The sequence below is a fragment of the Aeromonas cavernicola genome, from assembly GCF_002795305.1.
GTDB lineage: Bacteria > Pseudomonadota > Gammaproteobacteria > Enterobacterales > Aeromonadaceae > Aeromonas > Aeromonas cavernicola.
Window position 1 is genome coordinate 1 of the sequence record NZ_PGGC01000048.1, and the last position, 17,352, is coordinate 17,352.

Annotated in this window: 17 protein-coding genes; 9 read left to right on the forward strand and 8 right to left on the reverse strand. The window is 53.9% G+C overall.

Annotation, left to right across the window (positions count from 1 at the left end; all coding sequences use genetic code 11):
- Positions 1-591: 591 nt before the first annotated feature.
- Both CUC53_RS05505 and CUC53_RS05510 read right to left on the reverse strand, forming a co-directional pair.
- Complete coding sequence (locus tag CUC53_RS05505; protein WP_100293265.1) at positions 592-1,662, reverse strand: ParA family protein; 1,071 nt, start codon at positions 1,660-1,662, stop codon at positions 592-594.
- Positions 1,663-1,762: 100 nt separating this feature from the next.
- Positions 1,763-2,128 (reverse strand): recombinase family protein, encoded by a 366-nt coding sequence (locus tag CUC53_RS05510; protein ID WP_236757876.1) that lies wholly within the window; start codon positions 2,126-2,128, stop codon positions 1,763-1,765.
- Between the two features lie 120 nt (positions 2,129-2,248).
- On the opposite strand from CUC53_RS05510, the gene CUC53_RS05515 reads away from it, so the two are divergent.
- The 4 genes from CUC53_RS05515 (at position 2,249) to CUC53_RS05530 (ending at position 4,650) form a co-directional block, all read left to right on the forward strand.
- Positions 2,249-2,623 carry an ArsC family reductase gene (locus CUC53_RS05515; RefSeq protein ID WP_100293223.1) on the forward strand — a complete coding sequence of 125 codons (375 nt, stop codon included), beginning with the start codon at positions 2,249-2,251 and terminating at the stop codon, positions 2,621-2,623.
- Positions 2,624-2,632: 9 nt separating this feature from the next.
- Positions 2,633-3,760 (forward strand): succinyl-diaminopimelate desuccinylase, encoded by a 1,128-nt coding sequence (gene dapE / locus CUC53_RS05520; RefSeq protein ID WP_100293224.1) that lies wholly within the window; start codon positions 2,633-2,635, stop codon positions 3,758-3,760.
- Between the two features lie 63 nt (positions 3,761-3,823).
- Positions 3,824-4,507, forward strand: a complete 684-nt coding sequence (locus CUC53_RS05525) for a M15 family metallopeptidase (protein WP_100293266.1) — start codon at positions 3,824-3,826, stop codon at positions 4,505-4,507.
- On the forward strand, positions 4,504-4,650 hold the full coding sequence (locus CUC53_RS05530; protein WP_100293225.1) for a hypothetical protein: 147 nt from the start codon (positions 4,504-4,506) through the stop codon (positions 4,648-4,650). The genes CUC53_RS05525 and CUC53_RS05530 overlap by 4 nt, the downstream gene beginning before the upstream one ends.
- A gap of 86 nt (positions 4,651-4,736) precedes the next feature.
- Here the strand turns inward: CUC53_RS05530 and CUC53_RS05535 are convergent, their stop codons facing one another.
- Positions 4,737-5,966 (reverse strand): GGDEF domain-containing protein, encoded by a 1,230-nt coding sequence (locus tag CUC53_RS05535; protein WP_236757877.1) that lies wholly within the window; start codon positions 5,964-5,966, stop codon positions 4,737-4,739.
- Positions 5,967-6,383: 417 nt separating this feature from the next.
- Between CUC53_RS05535 and CUC53_RS05540 the strand changes: the two genes are divergently transcribed.
- The gene (locus CUC53_RS05540; RefSeq protein ID WP_100293226.1) at positions 6,384-8,111 is read left to right on the forward strand and encodes a potassium/proton antiporter; all 1,728 of its coding nucleotides are present in this window, start codon (positions 6,384-6,386) and stop codon (positions 8,109-8,111) included.
- Between the two features lie 29 nt (positions 8,112-8,140).
- Positions 8,141-9,244 (forward strand): beta-N-acetylglucosaminidase domain-containing protein, encoded by a 1,104-nt coding sequence (locus tag CUC53_RS05545; protein ID WP_100293227.1) that lies wholly within the window; start codon positions 8,141-8,143, stop codon positions 9,242-9,244.
- Between the two features lie 82 nt (positions 9,245-9,326).
- On the opposite strand, the gene speA is transcribed toward CUC53_RS05545, so the two are convergent.
- Entirely contained in the window at positions 9,327-11,228 is a 1,902-nt protein-coding gene (gene speA, locus CUC53_RS05550; RefSeq protein ID WP_100293228.1) for a biosynthetic arginine decarboxylase, read from the reverse strand.
- A gap of 27 nt (positions 11,229-11,255) precedes the next feature.
- Here speA and CUC53_RS18810 point away from each other — a divergent pair, with 27 nt between their 5' ends.
- Both CUC53_RS18810 and pepT read left to right on the forward strand, forming a co-directional pair.
- Complete coding sequence (locus CUC53_RS18810; protein ID WP_157798203.1) at positions 11,256-11,411, forward strand: hypothetical protein; 156 nt, start codon at positions 11,256-11,258, stop codon at positions 11,409-11,411.
- Between the two features lie 719 nt (positions 11,412-12,130).
- Complete coding sequence (pepT, locus tag CUC53_RS05555) at positions 12,131-13,360, forward strand: peptidase T (protein WP_100293229.1); 1,230 nt, start codon at positions 12,131-12,133, stop codon at positions 13,358-13,360.
- A gap of 63 nt (positions 13,361-13,423) precedes the next feature.
- Here the strand turns inward: pepT and CUC53_RS05560 are convergent, their stop codons facing one another.
- From CUC53_RS05560 to CUC53_RS05575, 4 genes are all read right to left on the reverse strand, one after another.
- The gene (locus tag CUC53_RS05560) at positions 13,424-13,744 is read right to left on the reverse strand and encodes an Rdx family protein (RefSeq protein WP_100293230.1); all 321 of its coding nucleotides are present in this window, start codon (positions 13,742-13,744) and stop codon (positions 13,424-13,426) included.
- Entirely contained in the window at positions 13,741-14,862 is a 1,122-nt protein-coding gene (locus tag CUC53_RS05565) for an adenosylhomocysteinase (protein ID WP_100293231.1), read from the reverse strand. Before CUC53_RS05565 ends, CUC53_RS05560 begins: the two co-directional genes overlap by 4 nt.
- Positions 14,863-15,039: 177 nt before the next feature.
- Positions 15,040-15,777, reverse strand: coding sequence for a hypothetical protein (locus CUC53_RS05570; RefSeq protein WP_100293232.1), 738 nt, complete (start codon positions 15,775-15,777; stop codon positions 15,040-15,042).
- Positions 15,777-16,337 carry a YceI family protein gene (locus CUC53_RS05575; RefSeq protein ID WP_100293233.1) on the reverse strand — a complete coding sequence of 187 codons (561 nt, stop codon included), beginning with the start codon at positions 16,335-16,337 and terminating at the stop codon, positions 15,777-15,779. The genes CUC53_RS05570 and CUC53_RS05575 overlap by 1 nt, the downstream gene beginning before the upstream one ends.
- A gap of 109 nt (positions 16,338-16,446) precedes the next feature.
- Between CUC53_RS05575 and CUC53_RS05580 the strand changes: the two genes are divergently transcribed.
- Positions 16,447-17,352: a LysR family transcriptional regulator gene (locus CUC53_RS05580; protein WP_100293234.1), complete on the forward strand. Its 906-nt coding sequence runs from the start codon at positions 16,447-16,449 to the stop codon at positions 17,350-17,352.

The window sequence follows — 17,352 nt, forward strand, 5'->3', positions numbered from 1 at the left end:
ACGGTAAACTGCAAGCCGGTTTGATTGGCCATAGACACTCCTTGAGAATTAATCCGTGTAAAGGGGGACTGCATAATTTGGGGCCGATTGTAGCCAAGCTGATGCCGACAAAACAGTCACCGCGATCTCACTTAGCAGATAAGGGGGCAGAATCGGAAAAGTCCTACTTAGTGAGTGGGATATAAGCGATTGATAAATTGTGGGTTTTAGTGAAAATGCCGACAATAACGCCACGAGACTGAATCCGTCAGTGGCCAACCACTTGCCAGCAGGTCACGCCAGTGGCGAACAGGTGCATAAACAACGCCTCATCTATCGGTAATGCGCTGCGGCTATCAAGCGCCGATCGTGCCGATGATGACCCTGCCTTGGCCGTTGCCTTGAGATTGTCACAATGACAGAATCACCCCCCTCTTGATCACCTATGTCAACGGTGGGGCTAGCCCCCTTGATGCAGGTACGTCGGCTAATAAGGAGTCATCATGGCAACCGTTCTCTATGGCATCAAAAACTACGAGCTGCTATTGATGGAAAAGTCATAAAAAAGGGGCTAGGCCCCTTGTCAGTAAATCTGTGTGGTACGTTGTAAGATCAGAACCAGTTGACTAACTCATCAATGTGTTCACGAGCTTCCTCGTAACGGGCTCTGACGACTTGCACCTCTTCACCATTTGGCATGTTGTAATATGTCTGTGCAGTTAGGTTTAACAGCGGGATTCCCAGTGTTGCAGAGACTTTTCCTGAGGTATGGAAATCTTTCACTTCAGACAAGAAGCATTCTTTCCATTCCCTGACATTGTTAACAGGCATGGGAGGTACACTGAACAGATCTGGATAATTCACGTATTGTTCATACGCAAAGTCACATAAGGCAGATTTGATCGCATCATAGGCAGTTGCAACACCATTATTCGTGGTGTAGTTGTTAAAAATAAAGCGATCCATAGTAGGAAGAGGGAGTCCATTCTCAGCAACCTTAGAGTGAAAAGTGACAAACTTTTCAGCATAAGTTTGTGCTGCTGCTGTAGGGTAATGAGCATATAAAAGGGTCATTATTCCCTTTAGTCCTTCCAAAGATGAGTAATCAGCCATCATAGGGATGATCAACTTATCGGCGGAAACGAGAGCCATTTGGGTGTAAATAGAAAAGCTCGGGTTGCAATCAATGAAGACCACTAAGTCATCGTAGTTAGCTTGTTTTTCAAGAGCGCATAGACGACGAAATGCTGTCATATACTGCTGCCAAGCTTGTCTATTTGCAGGGTTGATCACGGCATAGTTCAAAGAAAGTGCCAGAGATTCAAGGAAGGAATCGCCCGCGATCAAAAACAAGTTTTCCGAAATGATGTCGTTGTGGTCATGCACCCGAGTCTGGAATGACTGAGGTATACGGGTAAAGCCCGAGTTTCCCTCTAACAGCCAGTCTAAAAAACCCACAACATTTCTACGTGTTCTTCTCGATTGTAAGTTCTGATTTCGCTCGTATCCCCGATCTCCTCCACCTAACAGATATTGAGAAATGTTTGCCTGCGGGCATAAGTCGATCACTAACACTTGGGTATTGGGATGACGAGCTGCATACTCAGCGGCCAAGTTAAATCCAAGTGTTGTTTTACCAACGCCGCCTTTGTTGTTGTACATCGCATAGATTGTTGTTGCCATCGTATTCCCCAAAGTGAAAGCCATAATGAGAGGGTATGATCTGGTGATATAGGGAGCCAAAATCAACCCCATAATCTACATTTTTGTTAATAAAGTCTGGTTATATCCTAGCTTGTCGAACCACACGATGGATACTTGATAGACTGACTCCTAACAGCGAAGAGATAGAACTTTTGGACTTACCTTGGGCGAGAAGAGACATAATTTGAGGCCCTTTTTCCCTAGCCGATGGCTTTCTTCCCTTATAGACCCCTTTGGCCTTCGCCAAGGCAATCCCTTCCGCCTGACGCTCTAGCATGATTTCCCGCTCGAACGTGGCGATGGCCCCGATCATGGTCAACATCAGCTTGCCCGTTGGCGTTGCCGTATCGATGCCCAGATTCTGGATCTGTAATGTTACCCCTTTGCCGTGTAGCTGGTCTGTGATCTCCAGCAAGTGACGGGTATTTCGAACGAGTCGATACAATCAAGGTTATTTTTGCCGACACAACCACAATGCAGAAAAACCAGCCCAAGGTAGCCACATTTCCCTGCATAATGATCGCCTGTATGCTATGGCCCATCGAACGGAACCACGGTGAACCCCATGGAAAACAAGACCGAATGCAAAGTTGTGCTCTACGGCATTTCCCCTAAAAACTGCGATACCATGAAGAAAGCACGTAAATGGCTAGACGAGGCAGGGATCGATTACCGCTTCCATGACCATCGCACCGACGGGCTGGCGCCTGAGCAGCTCGATAGCTGGCTCGAACAACTCGGTTGGGAGGCCCTGCTTAACAGCCGTGGCACCACGTTTCGCGCCCTGCCAGAGGCGGCCAAACAAGGATTAGATCTGGCACGCGCCCGGGCCCTGCTCTTGGCATACCCTGCCATGATCAAACGACCATTACTCGATCGTGATGGTGAGCTGACCCTAGGGTTCAAAGCAGACCATTACCACTCTCTGTTCTCTCGTTAAGGAAAACTGATGTCTGATGTCATCACCCTGGCCAAGGAGCTGATCCGCCGCCCTTCGGTCACCCCACTCGATGAAGGGTGCCAAACCCTAATGAGTGAGCGTCTTGCTCGGCTTGGCTTCGTCATTGAGCCGATGATTTTTGCCGATACCACCAACTTGTGGGCACGCCGTGGCACAACGGGCCCCCTATTTTGCTTTGCCGGCCACACCGACGTTGTGCCTGCGGGCCCGTTAGATAAATGGCACACCCCGCCGTTTGAGCCGACCATCCAAGATGGCATTCTCTATGGCCGTGGCGCGGCGGACATGAAAGGCTCGCTCGCCGCCATGGTGGTCGCCACAGAGCGCTTTATCGCCGTTCATCCAGATCATCAGGGCTCGATTGCCTTTCTGATCACCTCGGATGAAGAGGGCCCCTTTATTAATGGTACGGTGCGGGTTATCGAGACGTTGGAAGCACGCCAAGAAAAGATCACTTGGTGTATCGTCGGCGAACCCTCCTCCACCGAGATCGTGGGCGACGTTGTAAAAAATGGCCGACGTGGCTCTATCACCGGTGATCTGCTGATCCGTGGGGTACAAGGGCACGTGGCTTACCCCCACCTCGCAGATAACCCGATCCACAAAGCGGCCCCCGCACTGGCCGAACTGGCCGCCACCGAGTGGGATCAAGGTAACGCCTACTTCCCGCCCACCAGTTTCCAGATCGCCAATATCCAAGGTGGGGCGGGCGCATCTAACGTGATCCCGGGGGAGTTGCAGGTCCAATTTAACTTCCGCTTCAGTACCGAGTTGACCGATCAGCTCATCCGCCAGCGGGTGGAAGCCCTGCTCGACCGTCACGGTCTGGACTATCAGCTTAAATGGACCCTGTCAGGTCAACCTTTCCTGACCGATACCGGTCAACTATTGGCCGCCACCGTCGCCGCCGTCACGGCGGTTAATGGCCAACAACCGGCTTTGCTCACCACCGGCGGCACCTCGGACGGCCGCTTTATCGCCCCAACAGGGGCTGAGGTGATCGAACTGGGGCCGGTCAATGCCACCATTCATAAGGTCAATGAGTGTGTCAAAGCCGATGATCTGGATCTACTGGCACAGATGTATCAAGGGGTGCTGGAGCAGCTATTAGCATGATGGCCGATGCCTGAGTCTGCGGGCTCAGGCCGGTCATCAGGTCGGCGGGAGGGGGGAATGACAGTGACACAAGATCAGTTAATGGGGCTCGATGATAGCCACCTCGTGCAGTTAGGAGATGGCCCCCATCGGCTCACGGCTGCCACCCTTGCCGCCTTCACGGCGATGCAGCAAGCTGCCCAGCACGCAGGCTTTAATCTGCAACCGGCTTCAAGTTGGCGCAGTTTCGAACGTCAACTGGCTATTTGGAATGGTAAATGGCGGGGGGAGCGGGTGCTGCTGGATGCCAACAGCCAGCCGATCGACCCATTCCAACTGAACGAATGGGAGCGAGTGCAGGCGATCTTGCGTTGGAGTGCCCTGCCTGGCACCAGCCGCCACCATTGGGGCAGCGATCTCGATATTTACGATCCCGACCTGCTGCCTGCCAACCGCACATTACAGCTGGAACCATGGGAGTATCAAACCGGGGGCTGGTTTGCCGACATGAGCCAGTGGCTCAGCCAGCACATGGCGCAATTTGGCTTTTTTTTACCCTACCCCGCCACCGCTGCCAGCGGGGTCGCCTACGAGCCGTGGCATCTGAGCTTTGCGCCGGTGGCACATGCCCAGCACCTTGCCCCTGCCGCGTTAGCACATTGCCTACAAAATTCTGATATTGAAGGAAAACAAACTATTATCGCCCACCTTGAAGAGATTCTGGCGCGTTATGTCGTTCCCCCCGCAGACACAAGGACACCGAGATGAACCTCTGGTTATGGATTGGCTTACCTCTGCTCTTCTTACTCGGGCTGTTTCTTAATGCCATCAAAGACATGAAGCAGCTAGAGAAGCAGTTACCGAAATACCGCGACAAGGTCCGAACGGTCAAAGATGACGAGGAAGATTGAGCTCGGTTGCGCCACCCACTGACAGGTCCTCTGCCAAGGGGCGGCGTGACGCCCTGCCATCGCCCACCATCTCATCTCAGGCCGACTCAGTGCGCGACCACCACCCGATTACGCCCGTCCCGTTTAGCCTGATACAGCGCGTCATCTGCCCGCGCGAGCGTCTGGGGTAACGGCTCTTGTCGACGGCGGGCCGCGACCCCAAAGGAGGCACTGACCCGCAGATCTTGGGGCCAACCACGACCTTCGGCCAGCACTTTGCGCAAATGCTCTGCTAGCGTTTCTCCCCATGATAATGGACGCTCAGGCACCAGCAGCACGAACTCTTCGCCGCCCCAGCGACACAGAGATACCTCTTGGCCGAGGTGTAATAACAGCTCGCTAACCAAGCACTTGATCACCTCATCACCCACCGGATGGCCGTAACCATCATTGATCTGTTTAAAGTGATCAATGTCGATGAAGATCACGATCATCTCACCGGAGTGCTGGGCTAACAACGCCTCGCCTTCACTGCGACTCAGGGCACCGGTCAGGGGATCGTGGCGCACCTGATCCGCCGCCATCCGATACTCCTGCTCTAGGTTTTGGTTACGCAGCATGGCCAAATGAGCATTGTGACTGGCTTTCTGCAAGCGCCGCCGCATCCCTGCATAGTCCATTAACAACAGCATGATGATGGTAATACTCCACACCATAAACAGCGCACGGTAGAACAGCGAAGGGGACAGCCACGGCCCCTGAAACGTCAGCTCTTCGAGCTTAAGCCGATAATGGCCCGGGAGCGCATTAGAGCCGGTCGCCAGTTCGATGGCAAACACCCGGCTGAGATCTCGCCCCTGCTGCATTAAAGGGATCTGATAATCCGTTAACCACCACGTGGTTGGGGTAAATAGGGTAAGCGGCACCTCAACCCGCCCCGGATATTGGGTCGAGTCAAATAAAATAGCGTTCACTTTGTGGGAGACTGGATCCTCTAGCCGTGAGTACGCAGGATCATAGTTGCGTAAATAGATGCGCCAAGGTGCATCACTGGGCCCTTCGCTTCGTAGCTGCAGGATCATGCTATCGTAGTCGGATAGGTCCACCCCCTGTTCGGGGGAGGCCAGCACGATCATCAGCTCACAAAACGGCCAACGGGCCCCCTCTCGTAGGGTGCACTGCATTTCCACCCCATCAGGCCCCAAGGTTGCTTCAGACGCGCCTGCTACCGCCCGATCATCCATGGTCTGGATCGCCCACTGCGGATTGGGCACGATCGCCAACTGGCGGCGTGGTCCCCACTCAAACAGGCTAACCAATAACAGGGACATCAACATCAAAAAACTCAATACCCACCACAACCGCCTAAACCTGATCATCCCCTCTCCAGCAGAATATAAAATGGCAAAAAATTAAAAACTAAAAATAAAAAAACACAATTAATGATAAAAGCAATATTATCACCAAATGAGTCATTGCACTATAAGTGATAAATAAATAGCCACAACGGGTAATGAAAACGAGAAATTAGTCCTGATGATCGCCAAACGCAGCCCCAGCAAAGCGGGCCGCATCACTTACTCACGGCAGCACAATGGATGGCGACCAAACAGGCTAGGACGTAAACCAAGAGGGGTTAGTTGAAGGGTTAAAAAATGTAAAAAAATGCCCATTAATGCACAAAAAAGCCACACGAGGCCGACTCGAATGCATATAATGTGCCTACTTTGCATGTACACAGAAGGAGCTCACCATTGGATGCCATCACCATCAATCACTTGCTGTTAATCGGTGCCTTGTTGGTGGGAGCCAGTGTGATGTTAAGTGCGCTCTCGTCTCGTCTTGGAATCCCCATTCTGGTGATCTTCCTCGCCGTCGGTATGCTGGCGGGTGAAGATGGGCTCGGGGGCATTCATTTTGCTGACTACTCCGTCGCCTATCTGGTGGGTAACCTCGCCTTGGCCATCATCTTGCTCGATGGTGGGATGCGCACTCGCGTCTCCTCGTTTCGGGTCGCGCTGTGGCCAGCACTCTCCCTAGCGACGGTCGGGGTCGCTATCACCACCACCCTCACTGGATTAGCCGCCGCTTGGCTGTTTGATCTCAGCTGGCTACAGGGCATGTTAATCGGTGCCATCGTCGGCTCTACCGATGCCGCCGCCGTGTTCTCCTTACTGGCAGGCCGCAGCCTCAACGAACGGGTCAATGCCACGTTGGAAATTGAATCGGGCAGTAATGATCCGATGGCGGTCTTTCTGACGGTTACCCTGATTGAGGTACTGGCCACCGCTCAGCAGGGATTAGACGCCCGCTTTCTGCTGCTCCAGCTGATCCAGCAATTTGGCATGGGCGCAGGCATTGGGCTGGGCGGAGGCTGGCTGCTGTGGCGTTTGATCAATACCGCCAAGCTGGCCCCCGGCCTCTATCCCTTGCTAACCGTCAGCGGTGGCCTGCTGATCTTCGCCATCACCACCGCCATCGGCGGTAGCGGTATCTTGGCTATCTACCTCACCGGCTTGCTGTTAGGTAACTTGGCACTGCGCAGCCGCAGCACCACCTTATCCGTGCTCGATGGCCTGACCTGGCTCAGCCAAATTGGGATGTTTCTGGTCTTGGGACTATTGGCATCGCCCCATAAGTTGCTGCCCATCGCCCTGCCCGCCTTGGCATTGGCGATGTGGATGATCCTGTTTGCGCGGCCGGTGTCGGTCTGGGTGGGCTTGCTGCCCTTTAAACACTTTGCCCCGCGCGAGCGCTGGTTCATCTCTTGGGTCGGGCTGCGTGGCGCCGTGCCTATCATTTTGGCGGTCTTTCCCATGATGGCGGGGCTACCCAATGCCCAGCTCTACTTTAATGTGGCGTTCTTCGTGGTGCTGGTCTCGTTGATCCTGCAGGGCAGCTCCCTGCCGCTGGCGTCGCGGCTGGCTCGGGTTGAAGTGCCCGCGCCCCCCTCGCCGATTAATCGCTCTGGCCTTGAGATCGATCTTGATAGCCAGTGGGAGACCTTCATCTACCAGCTCGGCGCCGAAAAATGGTGCATTGGCTCTCCCTTGCGGGAGCTAAAAATGCCATTAGGCACCCGTATCTGCGCCCTGTTTCGTGGCCAAGAGCTGCTTCACCCCTCCGGCAGTACCTGTTTGCAGGCCGACGACATTCTGTGCGTCATTGGTCATGAACGAGACTTAACCGCCCTCGGCCAGCTGTTTAGTCAGGCCCCCGAGCAAGATTTAGGGCCGCGCTTCTTTGGGGACTTCTTACTCGACGCCCAAGCCCAACTCCAGGATCTTGCCCCTCTCTACGGGTTAGAGGTGAGTGATCTGGCACAACAGAGCCTCGGCGATTTCATTGCCGCGAGCTTGGGCGATAATCTGGTAGTCGGTGACTATATCGAATGGCAGGGCCTAATTTGGACTGTCGCCGAGATGGATGAGAGCCATCCCCTCAAGATCGGGGTGCGTTTTCAGGAAGAGGACCCGGTCTAAGCCGGATTTTCCAGTCAGAAGGGAACACTATGCCATATCAACATCTGCTCTCTGGCAACCTGCCTCCTACGGCCAATTTGGGGGTGATCGAGGGATTTTTTGGCAAAGGCTGGAGCTGGCAAGCCCGCGCGAGTTATGCCCAATGGCTGCCTCGGCATGGCTATGGCTTCTATATTTACGCCCCCAAAGAGGATGGCTACCTGCGCAAACACTGGGCCGAGCCTTGGCCTGAACAGCAACTTGCCGACCTTGCTCAGCTGGCTCAGCAGTGCCGTGCCCACGGCCTCGCGTTCGGGGTTGGCCTAAGCCCGATGGGGGCCCACCATGACTATCAACGGCAACGCCCTGCTCTGTTGGCCAAGGTACGCTTGATTGATGATGCCCTGCAGCCCGATATTTTGGCGGTGCTGTTTGATGACATGAAAGGGGATACCCCCGATTTGGCTTATCAGCAGCTCACCATTGCCCATGACATTGCGGCCCATAGCAAAGCCAAGCGCCTGATTTTCTGCCCCAGCTACTACTCAACAGACCCTGTACTGGAGAAAGTGTTTGGCGCCATGCCGCACCACTATTTACAGGATCTGGGCCAACAGCTGGATCGCCGTATCGAGATATTCTGGACCGGCCCCAAGGTCTGTTCCAATGAGTATCCGGTCCCGCACCTTGAACAAGTGACCACGCTGCTTGGCCGCCAACCTTTCTTGTGGGACAACTACCCCGTCAACGATGGCAGCAAGGCGAGCAACTATCTGCATCTGCGCGCGTTTGAGCATCGCCCCGCCGAGCTGGCGCAGTGGGTCTCTGGCCATGCGGTCAACCCGATGAAACAAGCAGCCTTGTCAGCCCTACCATTGGCCACCTTGCCAATGAGTTATCGGCTCGGCAAACAGTATGATCCTGACAAAGCGCGCCACACTGCACTCCATGCCACTTGTGGCCCACAAATCGCCGCCATGATCGAAGCTGATTTACCACTGTTCCAAGATCTAGGACTAGCCCAGCTCACCCCAGAGCAAATCAGTGCCCTCACCACCCGCTACCTGCCGTTTCGGGACCAACCTTGTGTCGCTGAAATCGTGCGCTGGCTAGCAGGAGAGTATGTGTTTGATCCCGATTGTCTGACCGACTAAGCCGCTGACCACCCTGCGGCATAATAAAAGGGAGGCATTTGCCTCCCTTTTATTGTTCACCTTAGCGATGCGCCATCAGCGCTTACTCATCTTCTAAATAGGCATAGCCTTGTAAGCCCAGTTCAAGCTCGTCGAGCAGGGCTTTGCGCGTCTCATCATCCAGTGCCGGATGGGCGGCAATACGCTGGTAATTCTCACGGATAACGGAGGGATCGATGTTGACGTAACGCAGCAGTTGATCGACGGTATCACCGCGCACTACGTTGCGAAGGTCCATCTTGCCCTCTTCATCGAGCCACACCTCTGCACAGTGGGTATCGCCGAACAAGTTGTGCAGATCGCCCAAAATCTCCTGATATGCCCCCACCAAGAAGAAGCCGACATAACAGACTTCATCCTCGCCATATTCCGGCATTGGCAGAGTGCTCTCGACCCCTAACCCATCGACGTAGTGCTCCACCTGACCATCAGAATCACACGTGATATCCATCAAGATGCCACGGCGAGTGAGTGGGCGCTCAAGCCCTGAAAGTGGCATCACTGGGAATACTTGGCCAATACCCCAGGCATCCGGCAGCGACTGAAACAATGAGAAGTTGGCAAAACACTTGTCGGCTAACTTTTCGGAGAGCTCATCGGCCAGCGCGCGGTGATTGCGGTTGACCGGATTAAGCAGCTGCTTGAGTGTTAAGCAGGTGTTCTGGTGCAACCGCTCGGCCCACGCGCGCTGTTCAAGATTGAGCAGGCCCATGGTGTACTGGGTGTTAACATCCCCCAAGTCGGCCACCGAGTCGTGGAAGATCTCCAGCAAGGAGGGGTCTTCACTGCGCAGGTCCAGCCACCCTTTCCACATGTTTTGCAAAATAGTGGGGGCATCATCGTCCGGTGCGCTGATGTCGTTCATCTCCACCCCTTCGGCACCAATGATATTGGTGACCAGCACGGCATGGTGCGCCGTCAGGGCGCGGCCCGACTCGCTGATAATAGTGGGATGGGGCAGATCGAACTCGCGGCAGACATCGCCAATCCCCCACACCACGTTATTGGCGTATTCAGACAGACTGTAGTTGGCCGAGCAGTGACTCTGGGAACGCGTCCCCTCGTAGTCGACCCCTAAACCGCCACCCACGTCCACCACCTCGATGTTGGCACCGAGGCGACGCAGCTCGGCGTAGAAACGGCCACACTCGCGAATGCCGCCCTGAATATCACGGATGTTGGCGATCTGGGAGCCGAGATGAAAATGCAGCAGCTGTAGGCAGTCGAGTTTACCGAGGCTGCGCAGACGCTCAGTGAGCGCCAAAATTTGCGAGGCAGACAGGCCGAATTTGGACATGGCACCGCCGCTTGATTGCCACATACCTGAGCCTGTCGATGCCAATCTGGCCCGCACCCCAATGTTGGGGGTGATGTTCAGGCGAGCGGCTTCATCAAGCACCATTTCTAGCTCAGAGGGTTTCTCCACCACGATGTAAACCTTGTGGCCCATCAGGTTGCCGAGCAAGGCGTGGCGAATATATTCACGATCCTTGTAACCGTTGCAGACGATCACCGAGCCTTGGCTATGGTGATGGGATAACACGGCCAGCAATTCAGGCTTAGAACCTGCTTCCAGACCAAGCCTAGGCTTGTCGCTGTAGGATTGGCTGATGGTCTCAATGACGCGGCGCTGTTGGTTTACCTTGATCGGGTAAACACACAGATAATCCCCTTGATAGCCTGATTTCTCAATGGCTTGACCAAATGCGTTGAACAGCGCATCGACTCGGCTTTTAAGGATGTCAGGAAAGCGCAGCAGCACCGGTGTGGTCAGCCCGGCATCACGCAATTGCTCGATAGCATCCGAAAGCACTATCTGGCCATCAGGGCGCGATTTGTCAGGGGCGACGGTCACATGACCGGCATCATTGATATTGAAAAAACCCGCCCCCCAATAGGGAACGTTGTAGACCTTCAAAGAGTCTTTGCTGGACCAGTTAGTCATGGGCTATGCCTCGCAAATGAGCGGCCAGTGGCCGCCTTCGTTACCCTCAATCACATCCAGACCATCAATTGCAACGGGAAGCTGGCCATCATGCTGGAGCGTGATACACGCCGCAAACAGGCCATAGCACTCTCTTTGCACATTACGGCAAGCCAAGGCTGCCTGGTGGATTTTGGGAAGTAACGAGTCTTGATGTGGGGCTGGTGGCTTTACATCAAGCTCAACGGTATGCGGTGCGCGCAAGCGGCGCCGCGGTACTTTGATGACAAACCACATCAGCCACGCGGTTTGCTCATCACTCGGCAGCGATCACGATGACAGGGGAGGTAACAAGGAAGAGCGGCGAAGGCACCAACACGCATGCGTGTGAATAGACGACAACCACGACAGACTCATCACTACCAATGACCGCCCATGACAAGGGGGAGATGATGAGCCGTGAGCTCATTCGGTCAGTTGGCAAGTGCGTGCCTGTTGTTCTCCCTGATACCGGAGCCTAACCGGTATTAAAGAAACCATGCCCCAGCAGTGTCAGTCGTTTCTGCGTGCCTCGCCCTATAGGCGGATAATCAGCGGATGTCTGGCAGACTCGTTTTGCCCAGTACATCCCTCGGATCGGCGCGGAGTTTACACACTTAATATGGGTGATGACAATAAAAAATCGCAGCAAAAATCACCTTGTTCTATCGCCGTCACGCCCGCGTATCACCTTGCTGGCGGAGGGGAAATCGGGCACGGTCACCCCGTGGCTTCAGCCACCACTAACACGGCCAAGTAGGCGCTGCTAGCGTGCCGCCAACGGATGCTAGGCAACGGGTAAAACCTGAACAAAACCTGCGCTGTCGCAAAGCGGGCGGCGCCACGCTTAGCCACAATAAACGCTCACTGTTGGAGGCTAATCCATGGATACCGTACTTGAGCGTTTCTTACGTTATGTGACTTTTCATACTCGCTCCGATGCGACTAGCCACACCTGCCCCAGTAGTGAGGGGCAGCGGATTTTTGCGCGTGCACTGAGGGAGGAGATGATCCAGCTGGGACTTATTGAGGTCACCTTAGATGATCACGGCTACTTAACAGGCTGTCTACCGGGGAACCAGCCAGAGGCCCCCGCCATTGGCCTGATAGCTCACCTAGACACCGCCGACTACGACGCAGAGCAGGTGGTGCCCCAGCTGATAGAGCGCTATCAAGGCGGCGACATCTGCTTGGGTAAAGGGGATGAGGTGCTCGCGATCCGCGATTATCGCGTCTTAAAAAACTATCTTGGGCAGGATCTGATTACCACGGATGGTACGACCCTGCTGGGCGCCGATGATAAAGCGGGGATTGCCGAAATCCTGACCGCCGTCGCCTATCTGCAGGCCGATCCGGCAATCCCCCGTGGCGATCTCTGGATCGGCTTTACCCCCGATGAGGAGATCGGCCGAGGCGCGGATCGCTTCCCCCTTGCGCGCTTCCCCGCTCAGTGGGCCTATACCGTCGATGGCGGCGAGATCGGCGAACTCGAATATGAGAACTTCAACGGCGCCAGTGCCACCATCCGCTTTGTTGGCAACAACGTCCACCCCGGTACCGCCAAAGGCAGCCTGATCAACAGCCAGACCTTGGCGGCTCGCTTTCACGCCGCCATGCCCACCACCGAGACCCCAGAAGCGACCGAAGGCGACCAAGGCTTCTTCCATCTGACTCAGAGCAATGGCAGCGTGGAGGAGAGCACCTTGCACTATCTCATCCGCGATTTTGCCGACCAAGGTTTCAGCGCACGCAAGGCTGAGCTGGCGCAGCGGGTCGCCGCGATGCAGGCCGAGTATCCGAAAGCTCGCATCGAGCTGACCCTGACCGACAGCTATCGCAACATGCGCAGCCAGATTGAGCCGCACATGCATATCGTCGAGCTGGCCAAGGCCGCTATGGAAGCCGCCGACGTGGTGCCAAAGATCAAGCCCATTCGGGGTGGCACCGATGGCGCTCGTCTCTCTTTTATGGGGCTGCCCTGTCCTAATCTCTTCACCGGTGGCCACAACTTTCACGGCAAGCACGAGTTCATCCCCGTCCAATCGATGGAAAAAGCGGTCACCACGCTGATCGAGTTGGTGAAAGTGACGGCAAGCTGGCGACCTGCCTCATAAGATTGGCCATCGCCAATAGCCGAAGGGAGGCTTATGCCTCCCTTTCGTCACCTTGCGTCATCATTACAACGGCGATGACGACGCCGCGTGACGATCGATATGGCCCAGATCTCGCTCAGGGGCAATCAGGTCTCGCACTCGCTGCTTGATCTCTTTCGCCTCAGGGAAACCGTGGTCACTCACCCGATCCCACACCTGAACCCCATTCACCAAAATACGAAACTCCCCCTGACTCGCAGGCACCAACGCAACCTCACCGAGTTCATGATCGAAGGTCGACAGCAGTTCTTGGGCTAACCACGCTGCACGTAACATCCAGCGGCACATCGTACAGTAACGGATCTCGATCCTGGGTTTATCACGCAACGCTGTCGCTTCTTTCATTGATGTACTCCGTGAAAATCAGCCAGCCAGTGACAAGCGATGTGACGCATTGCCGCTTCTGGTAGCTCATGTAAACAAGGGGCAAGTGTGCCGGTTGCCAGCATCCGCACGCCTTCCATGATCTCAGCCAATACCAAGTAGACATACTCGCCGATGACAGCACCATGGACAAAGTTAACGGCCTCGCCTCGGTTAAGCAGATATATCTGAGTGCCATCAGGGCGATAGAGTGCAAATACGTGAGGACAGACCTCATCCACTCGCCACGCTAGCTCCGTCAGCGAGAAGGTAAATTCGTCATCCGCTGAGGTTACAGAGACCACCATTGCCCCAGGGCGTAACTGTTGTAAGTCAGCCGCATCTAGCGAACCATTGCCCGTGGAACAGACCAATAACTCCGCATGACGCAGCGCCTCCGCCTTAGTGGTCAATCTAAATCCGTGAGATAAGGCTTCAAGCTGACGCAGTTCATCGGTCTCAACCAATGACAGACGCAGATTACGACAACGTAAATCACGAGCAATGCTGCGGCCCACCTTGCCATAACCAAATAAGACTGCGTCACAGACATTGAATGTTCGATTAAGGGAACGAGCAAGCGCCTCGGTAGAATAGACCACACTTAGCCCTATCTGAATATCCTCCACTTGCTTAAGTGGGCTGCGCGCCACTGACAAGACTGGCGCGGATAAGGACTCCTTTTCATAACGCTGGTGGCCATTTTCGGTCATTTCCACCACCCCCAGAAAACGGGGACCAAAATACTCATGTAAAGCGGCTTGGGTTTTCGCAAAATAGCCGCCTATGTCCAATATGATCAGGCGTTCATTGGATGCAACCAGCGGGGCGATCCGCTCGATAAGCGTACTGGGGTCATTGGTCCATTGCCGATCAAGCGGCAGCACAGGGTAGCGTTGAACCACCTGTTCTAAGGTTGGGCCATGCACTGATTTTGGCTTAGGCAAAATGGCCGCAATACGACCAATGCGAGCAAGTGCCTCGATAAAATCAGGCCGGTCAGGGAGCAGATGTGTGACCAATAAAATACTGAGGTTTTCTATGGGTCCCTGTGCAGTAAAATGACGAAAAAATAGATTTCCAGATCCTTGATAGCGCAATCCTAGCCTCCTTAATTTACCGCAAAGCAGGCAAACAAAACCCGGTTATACCGGGTTTTGTGTGTCCAGATACATGAGAAGAGCTTTTATCTGAAACACATAAGTGGCTCAATCATTATCTGTTAAGACTATGAGCTATCATGCAGTATTTAACATATTGTTTTTTATATAAAAAAATCAATATAACGAGGCTTCAGGCCAAACCCACCACAAACTGATCCCAGCCCCAATGCCGGCGAGGACAGTAAGCACAGCCCAACGAGCCAGCCAAGGCTTATGCCGTAATACCCACTCACCTATTGGTAATAACCAGACCGGCAACAGCACCACTAACGGCACCTCTACATATTGCCAAGCCAGCATCTGCATAAACGCAAGCGCAAGGCCAAGAACGGCAGGCGCAACCTGCACCTTAGCAAACTGGGCTAACAGTGCGCGAAAACCAGCAAAAGCCGCCAATGCACCCGCCAGTTGAGCAATCAACAAGCTGCCATCAATGCCTATCACCATCGCCAACCAAATAAAACCAAGGGCAAAACCTAACCCCTCAGGACTATCGGTGCGCCGTTCACACCAAGTAAACCAGATGATGGCAGGCAACAATGCCAACCAGATCAGAGGTTCGCTCGCCAATACGGTGGCTAACCCTAACCACCAGGTAACGCCGCCTCCAACCGCGAATAGCAGCAATGCACTACGCTGATCCGTTGCTAGCAACGCAATAACAGGTACTAACAGGGTTAACGGCAGCCACTGCCACGCCTTGGTCGGCATAACATAGAAACCGCCAAGCAACGCAGCAACCAGCCATATTGCTAGCGCCCCCCATAGGTAAGCCAAGCGCGGCCAACGCCATGACAACAAAGCGGCCCCTAAAGGAGCCGCCAGTGTTTGTAGCAAGAGTGCTGCGCCCATTACTTACGCACACCTTCGACAAACAAATTGATCTGCATCTGGTCTGGAATACCAGGCAGCATGTAGTTCACGCCAAAATCGCTGCGCTTGATAGTAGTGGTTGCATTGAACCCACTACGGTAACCACCCCAAGGATCTTTACCTTCACCAATTTTGACCAAATCAAACGCGACTTCTTTGCTAACGCCATGCAGGGTCAATGTACCTTTGAGTACCCCTTTGTCTTTGCTGCCTTCATAAGCGGAGCTGGTGAAGGTCATTTTTGGATACTGTTTCACATCTAGGAAATCTGGGCTGCGCAGGTGTTTGTCACGGGCTTCGTGGTTAGAGTCCACACTAGCTGCGTCCACTTCAAAACTGGCTTTCGCTGCCGTTGGATTAGCATCATCCATGCTAAAAGTACCGCTGAAGGTGTTGAAACGGCCTACCAGTTCAGAGAAACCAAGGTGACCCACTTTGAACTGAACAGTGGTGTGAGCCGCATCGACATTGTAATCAGCAGCCATTAGCGGGGTCGCCATAAACAGGCAGGAAGCCAGCAGAGCCTTAGTCATTTTCATCCGTTTATTCCTTCATTTTGAGGTTTACACAAGTATTCAAAATGCTAACCTCCCTACTAAAATATATAATCAACTATTTAATAAATTAATTATTAACCAAGAGTGTAAAATGGACCAAATTGCCGCCATGCGTACTTTTATTAAGGTGGTGGAACACCAAAGTTTTACCAAAGCAGCTCAGCAGCTCGGTATCTCGGTTGCCATGACCTCAAAACTGATGCAACAACTGGAAGAGTCGCTATCCACCCGCTTATTATCACGCACCACCCGCCAAGTGAATCCGACCGAAGCTGGCCAGTTTTACTACCAACGATCTTTAGCCCTACTGGCAGAATTGGAAGAGACCCACAGCCAGCTGACCCATCATAATCAACAACCTAATGGCACCCTCAAATTATCGGTCCCCATGGATTTTGGGTATCTCCATCTCTCCCCTATGTTGCCACTATTTCGTGAACGTTTTCCCGACCTCAAACTCGATATTGAATACAGCGATCGGCGAGTCGCACTGGTGGAGGAAGGGTTTGATCTGGCGCTGCGTATCGGTCACCTCAATGACTCCTCGTTAGTGGCACGGCAACTGGCAACGATTCGTATTGAACTTTGTGCCAGCCCGGAATACCTAGCACTCAAAGGAACCCCAGCAACACCCGAAGATCTCAAACATCATGACTGTTTGGTCTACTCCCTGACCCACCCAGATTGGCACTTTTGGCGAGGTGATGAGCAATGCAACATCCGCCCACAGGGACCGCTACGCGCCAATAACGGGGTGGCACTCACGAAAGCGGCCTGCGATGGCCAGGGAATCATTTGGCAGCCCACCTTTATCGTGGGTGATGCCCTGCGCGATGGTCGGCTGGTGAGGTTATTGCCTGAATGGGATAAGGGAGAGATTGGACTGTACGCGGTGTACCCACATCGCCGCTTTGTTTCCGCAAAGGTACGTTGTTTTATCGAATTTGTGCAGGAGTGTTATCTCGCACCTCACGACTGGGATAGTGCGCTCACCTAA

Excerpts from the sequence above, each read along its gene's own strand:
- CUC53_RS05505 (WP_100293265.1), bottom strand. The coding sequence starts at position 1,662 with ATGGCAACAACAATCTATGCGATGTACAACAACAAAGGCGGCGTTGGT.
- CUC53_RS05515 (WP_100293223.1), top strand. The coding sequence starts at position 2,249 with ATGGAAAACAAGACCGAATGCAAAGTTGTGCTCTACGGCATTTCCCCT.
- dapE (WP_100293224.1), top strand. The coding sequence starts at position 2,633 with ATGTCTGATGTCATCACCCTGGCCAAGGAGCTGATCCGCCGCCCTTCG.
- CUC53_RS05530 (WP_100293225.1), top strand. The coding sequence starts at position 4,504 with ATGAACCTCTGGTTATGGATTGGCTTACCTCTGCTCTTCTTACTCGGG.
- CUC53_RS05535 (WP_236757877.1), bottom strand. The coding sequence starts at position 5,966 with ATGTTGATGTCCCTGTTATTGGTTAGCCTGTTTGAGTGGGGACCACGC.
- CUC53_RS05545 (WP_100293227.1), top strand. The coding sequence starts at position 8,141 with ATGCCATATCAACATCTGCTCTCTGGCAACCTGCCTCCTACGGCCAAT.
- speA (WP_100293228.1), bottom strand. The coding sequence starts at position 11,228 with ATGACTAACTGGTCCAGCAAAGACTCTTTGAAGGTCTACAACGTTCCC.
- pepT (WP_100293229.1), top strand. The coding sequence starts at position 12,131 with ATGGATACCGTACTTGAGCGTTTCTTACGTTATGTGACTTTTCATACT.
- CUC53_RS05560 (WP_100293230.1), bottom strand. The coding sequence starts at position 13,744 with ATGAAAGAAGCGACAGCGTTGCGTGATAAACCCAGGATCGAGATCCGT.
- CUC53_RS05570 (WP_100293232.1), bottom strand. The coding sequence starts at position 15,777 with ATGGGCGCAGCACTCTTGCTACAAACACTGGCGGCTCCTTTAGGGGCC.
- CUC53_RS05575 (WP_100293233.1), bottom strand. The coding sequence starts at position 16,337 with ATGAAAATGACTAAGGCTCTGCTGGCTTCCTGCCTGTTTATGGCGACC.
- CUC53_RS05580 (WP_100293234.1), top strand. The coding sequence starts at position 16,447 with ATGGACCAAATTGCCGCCATGCGTACTTTTATTAAGGTGGTGGAACAC.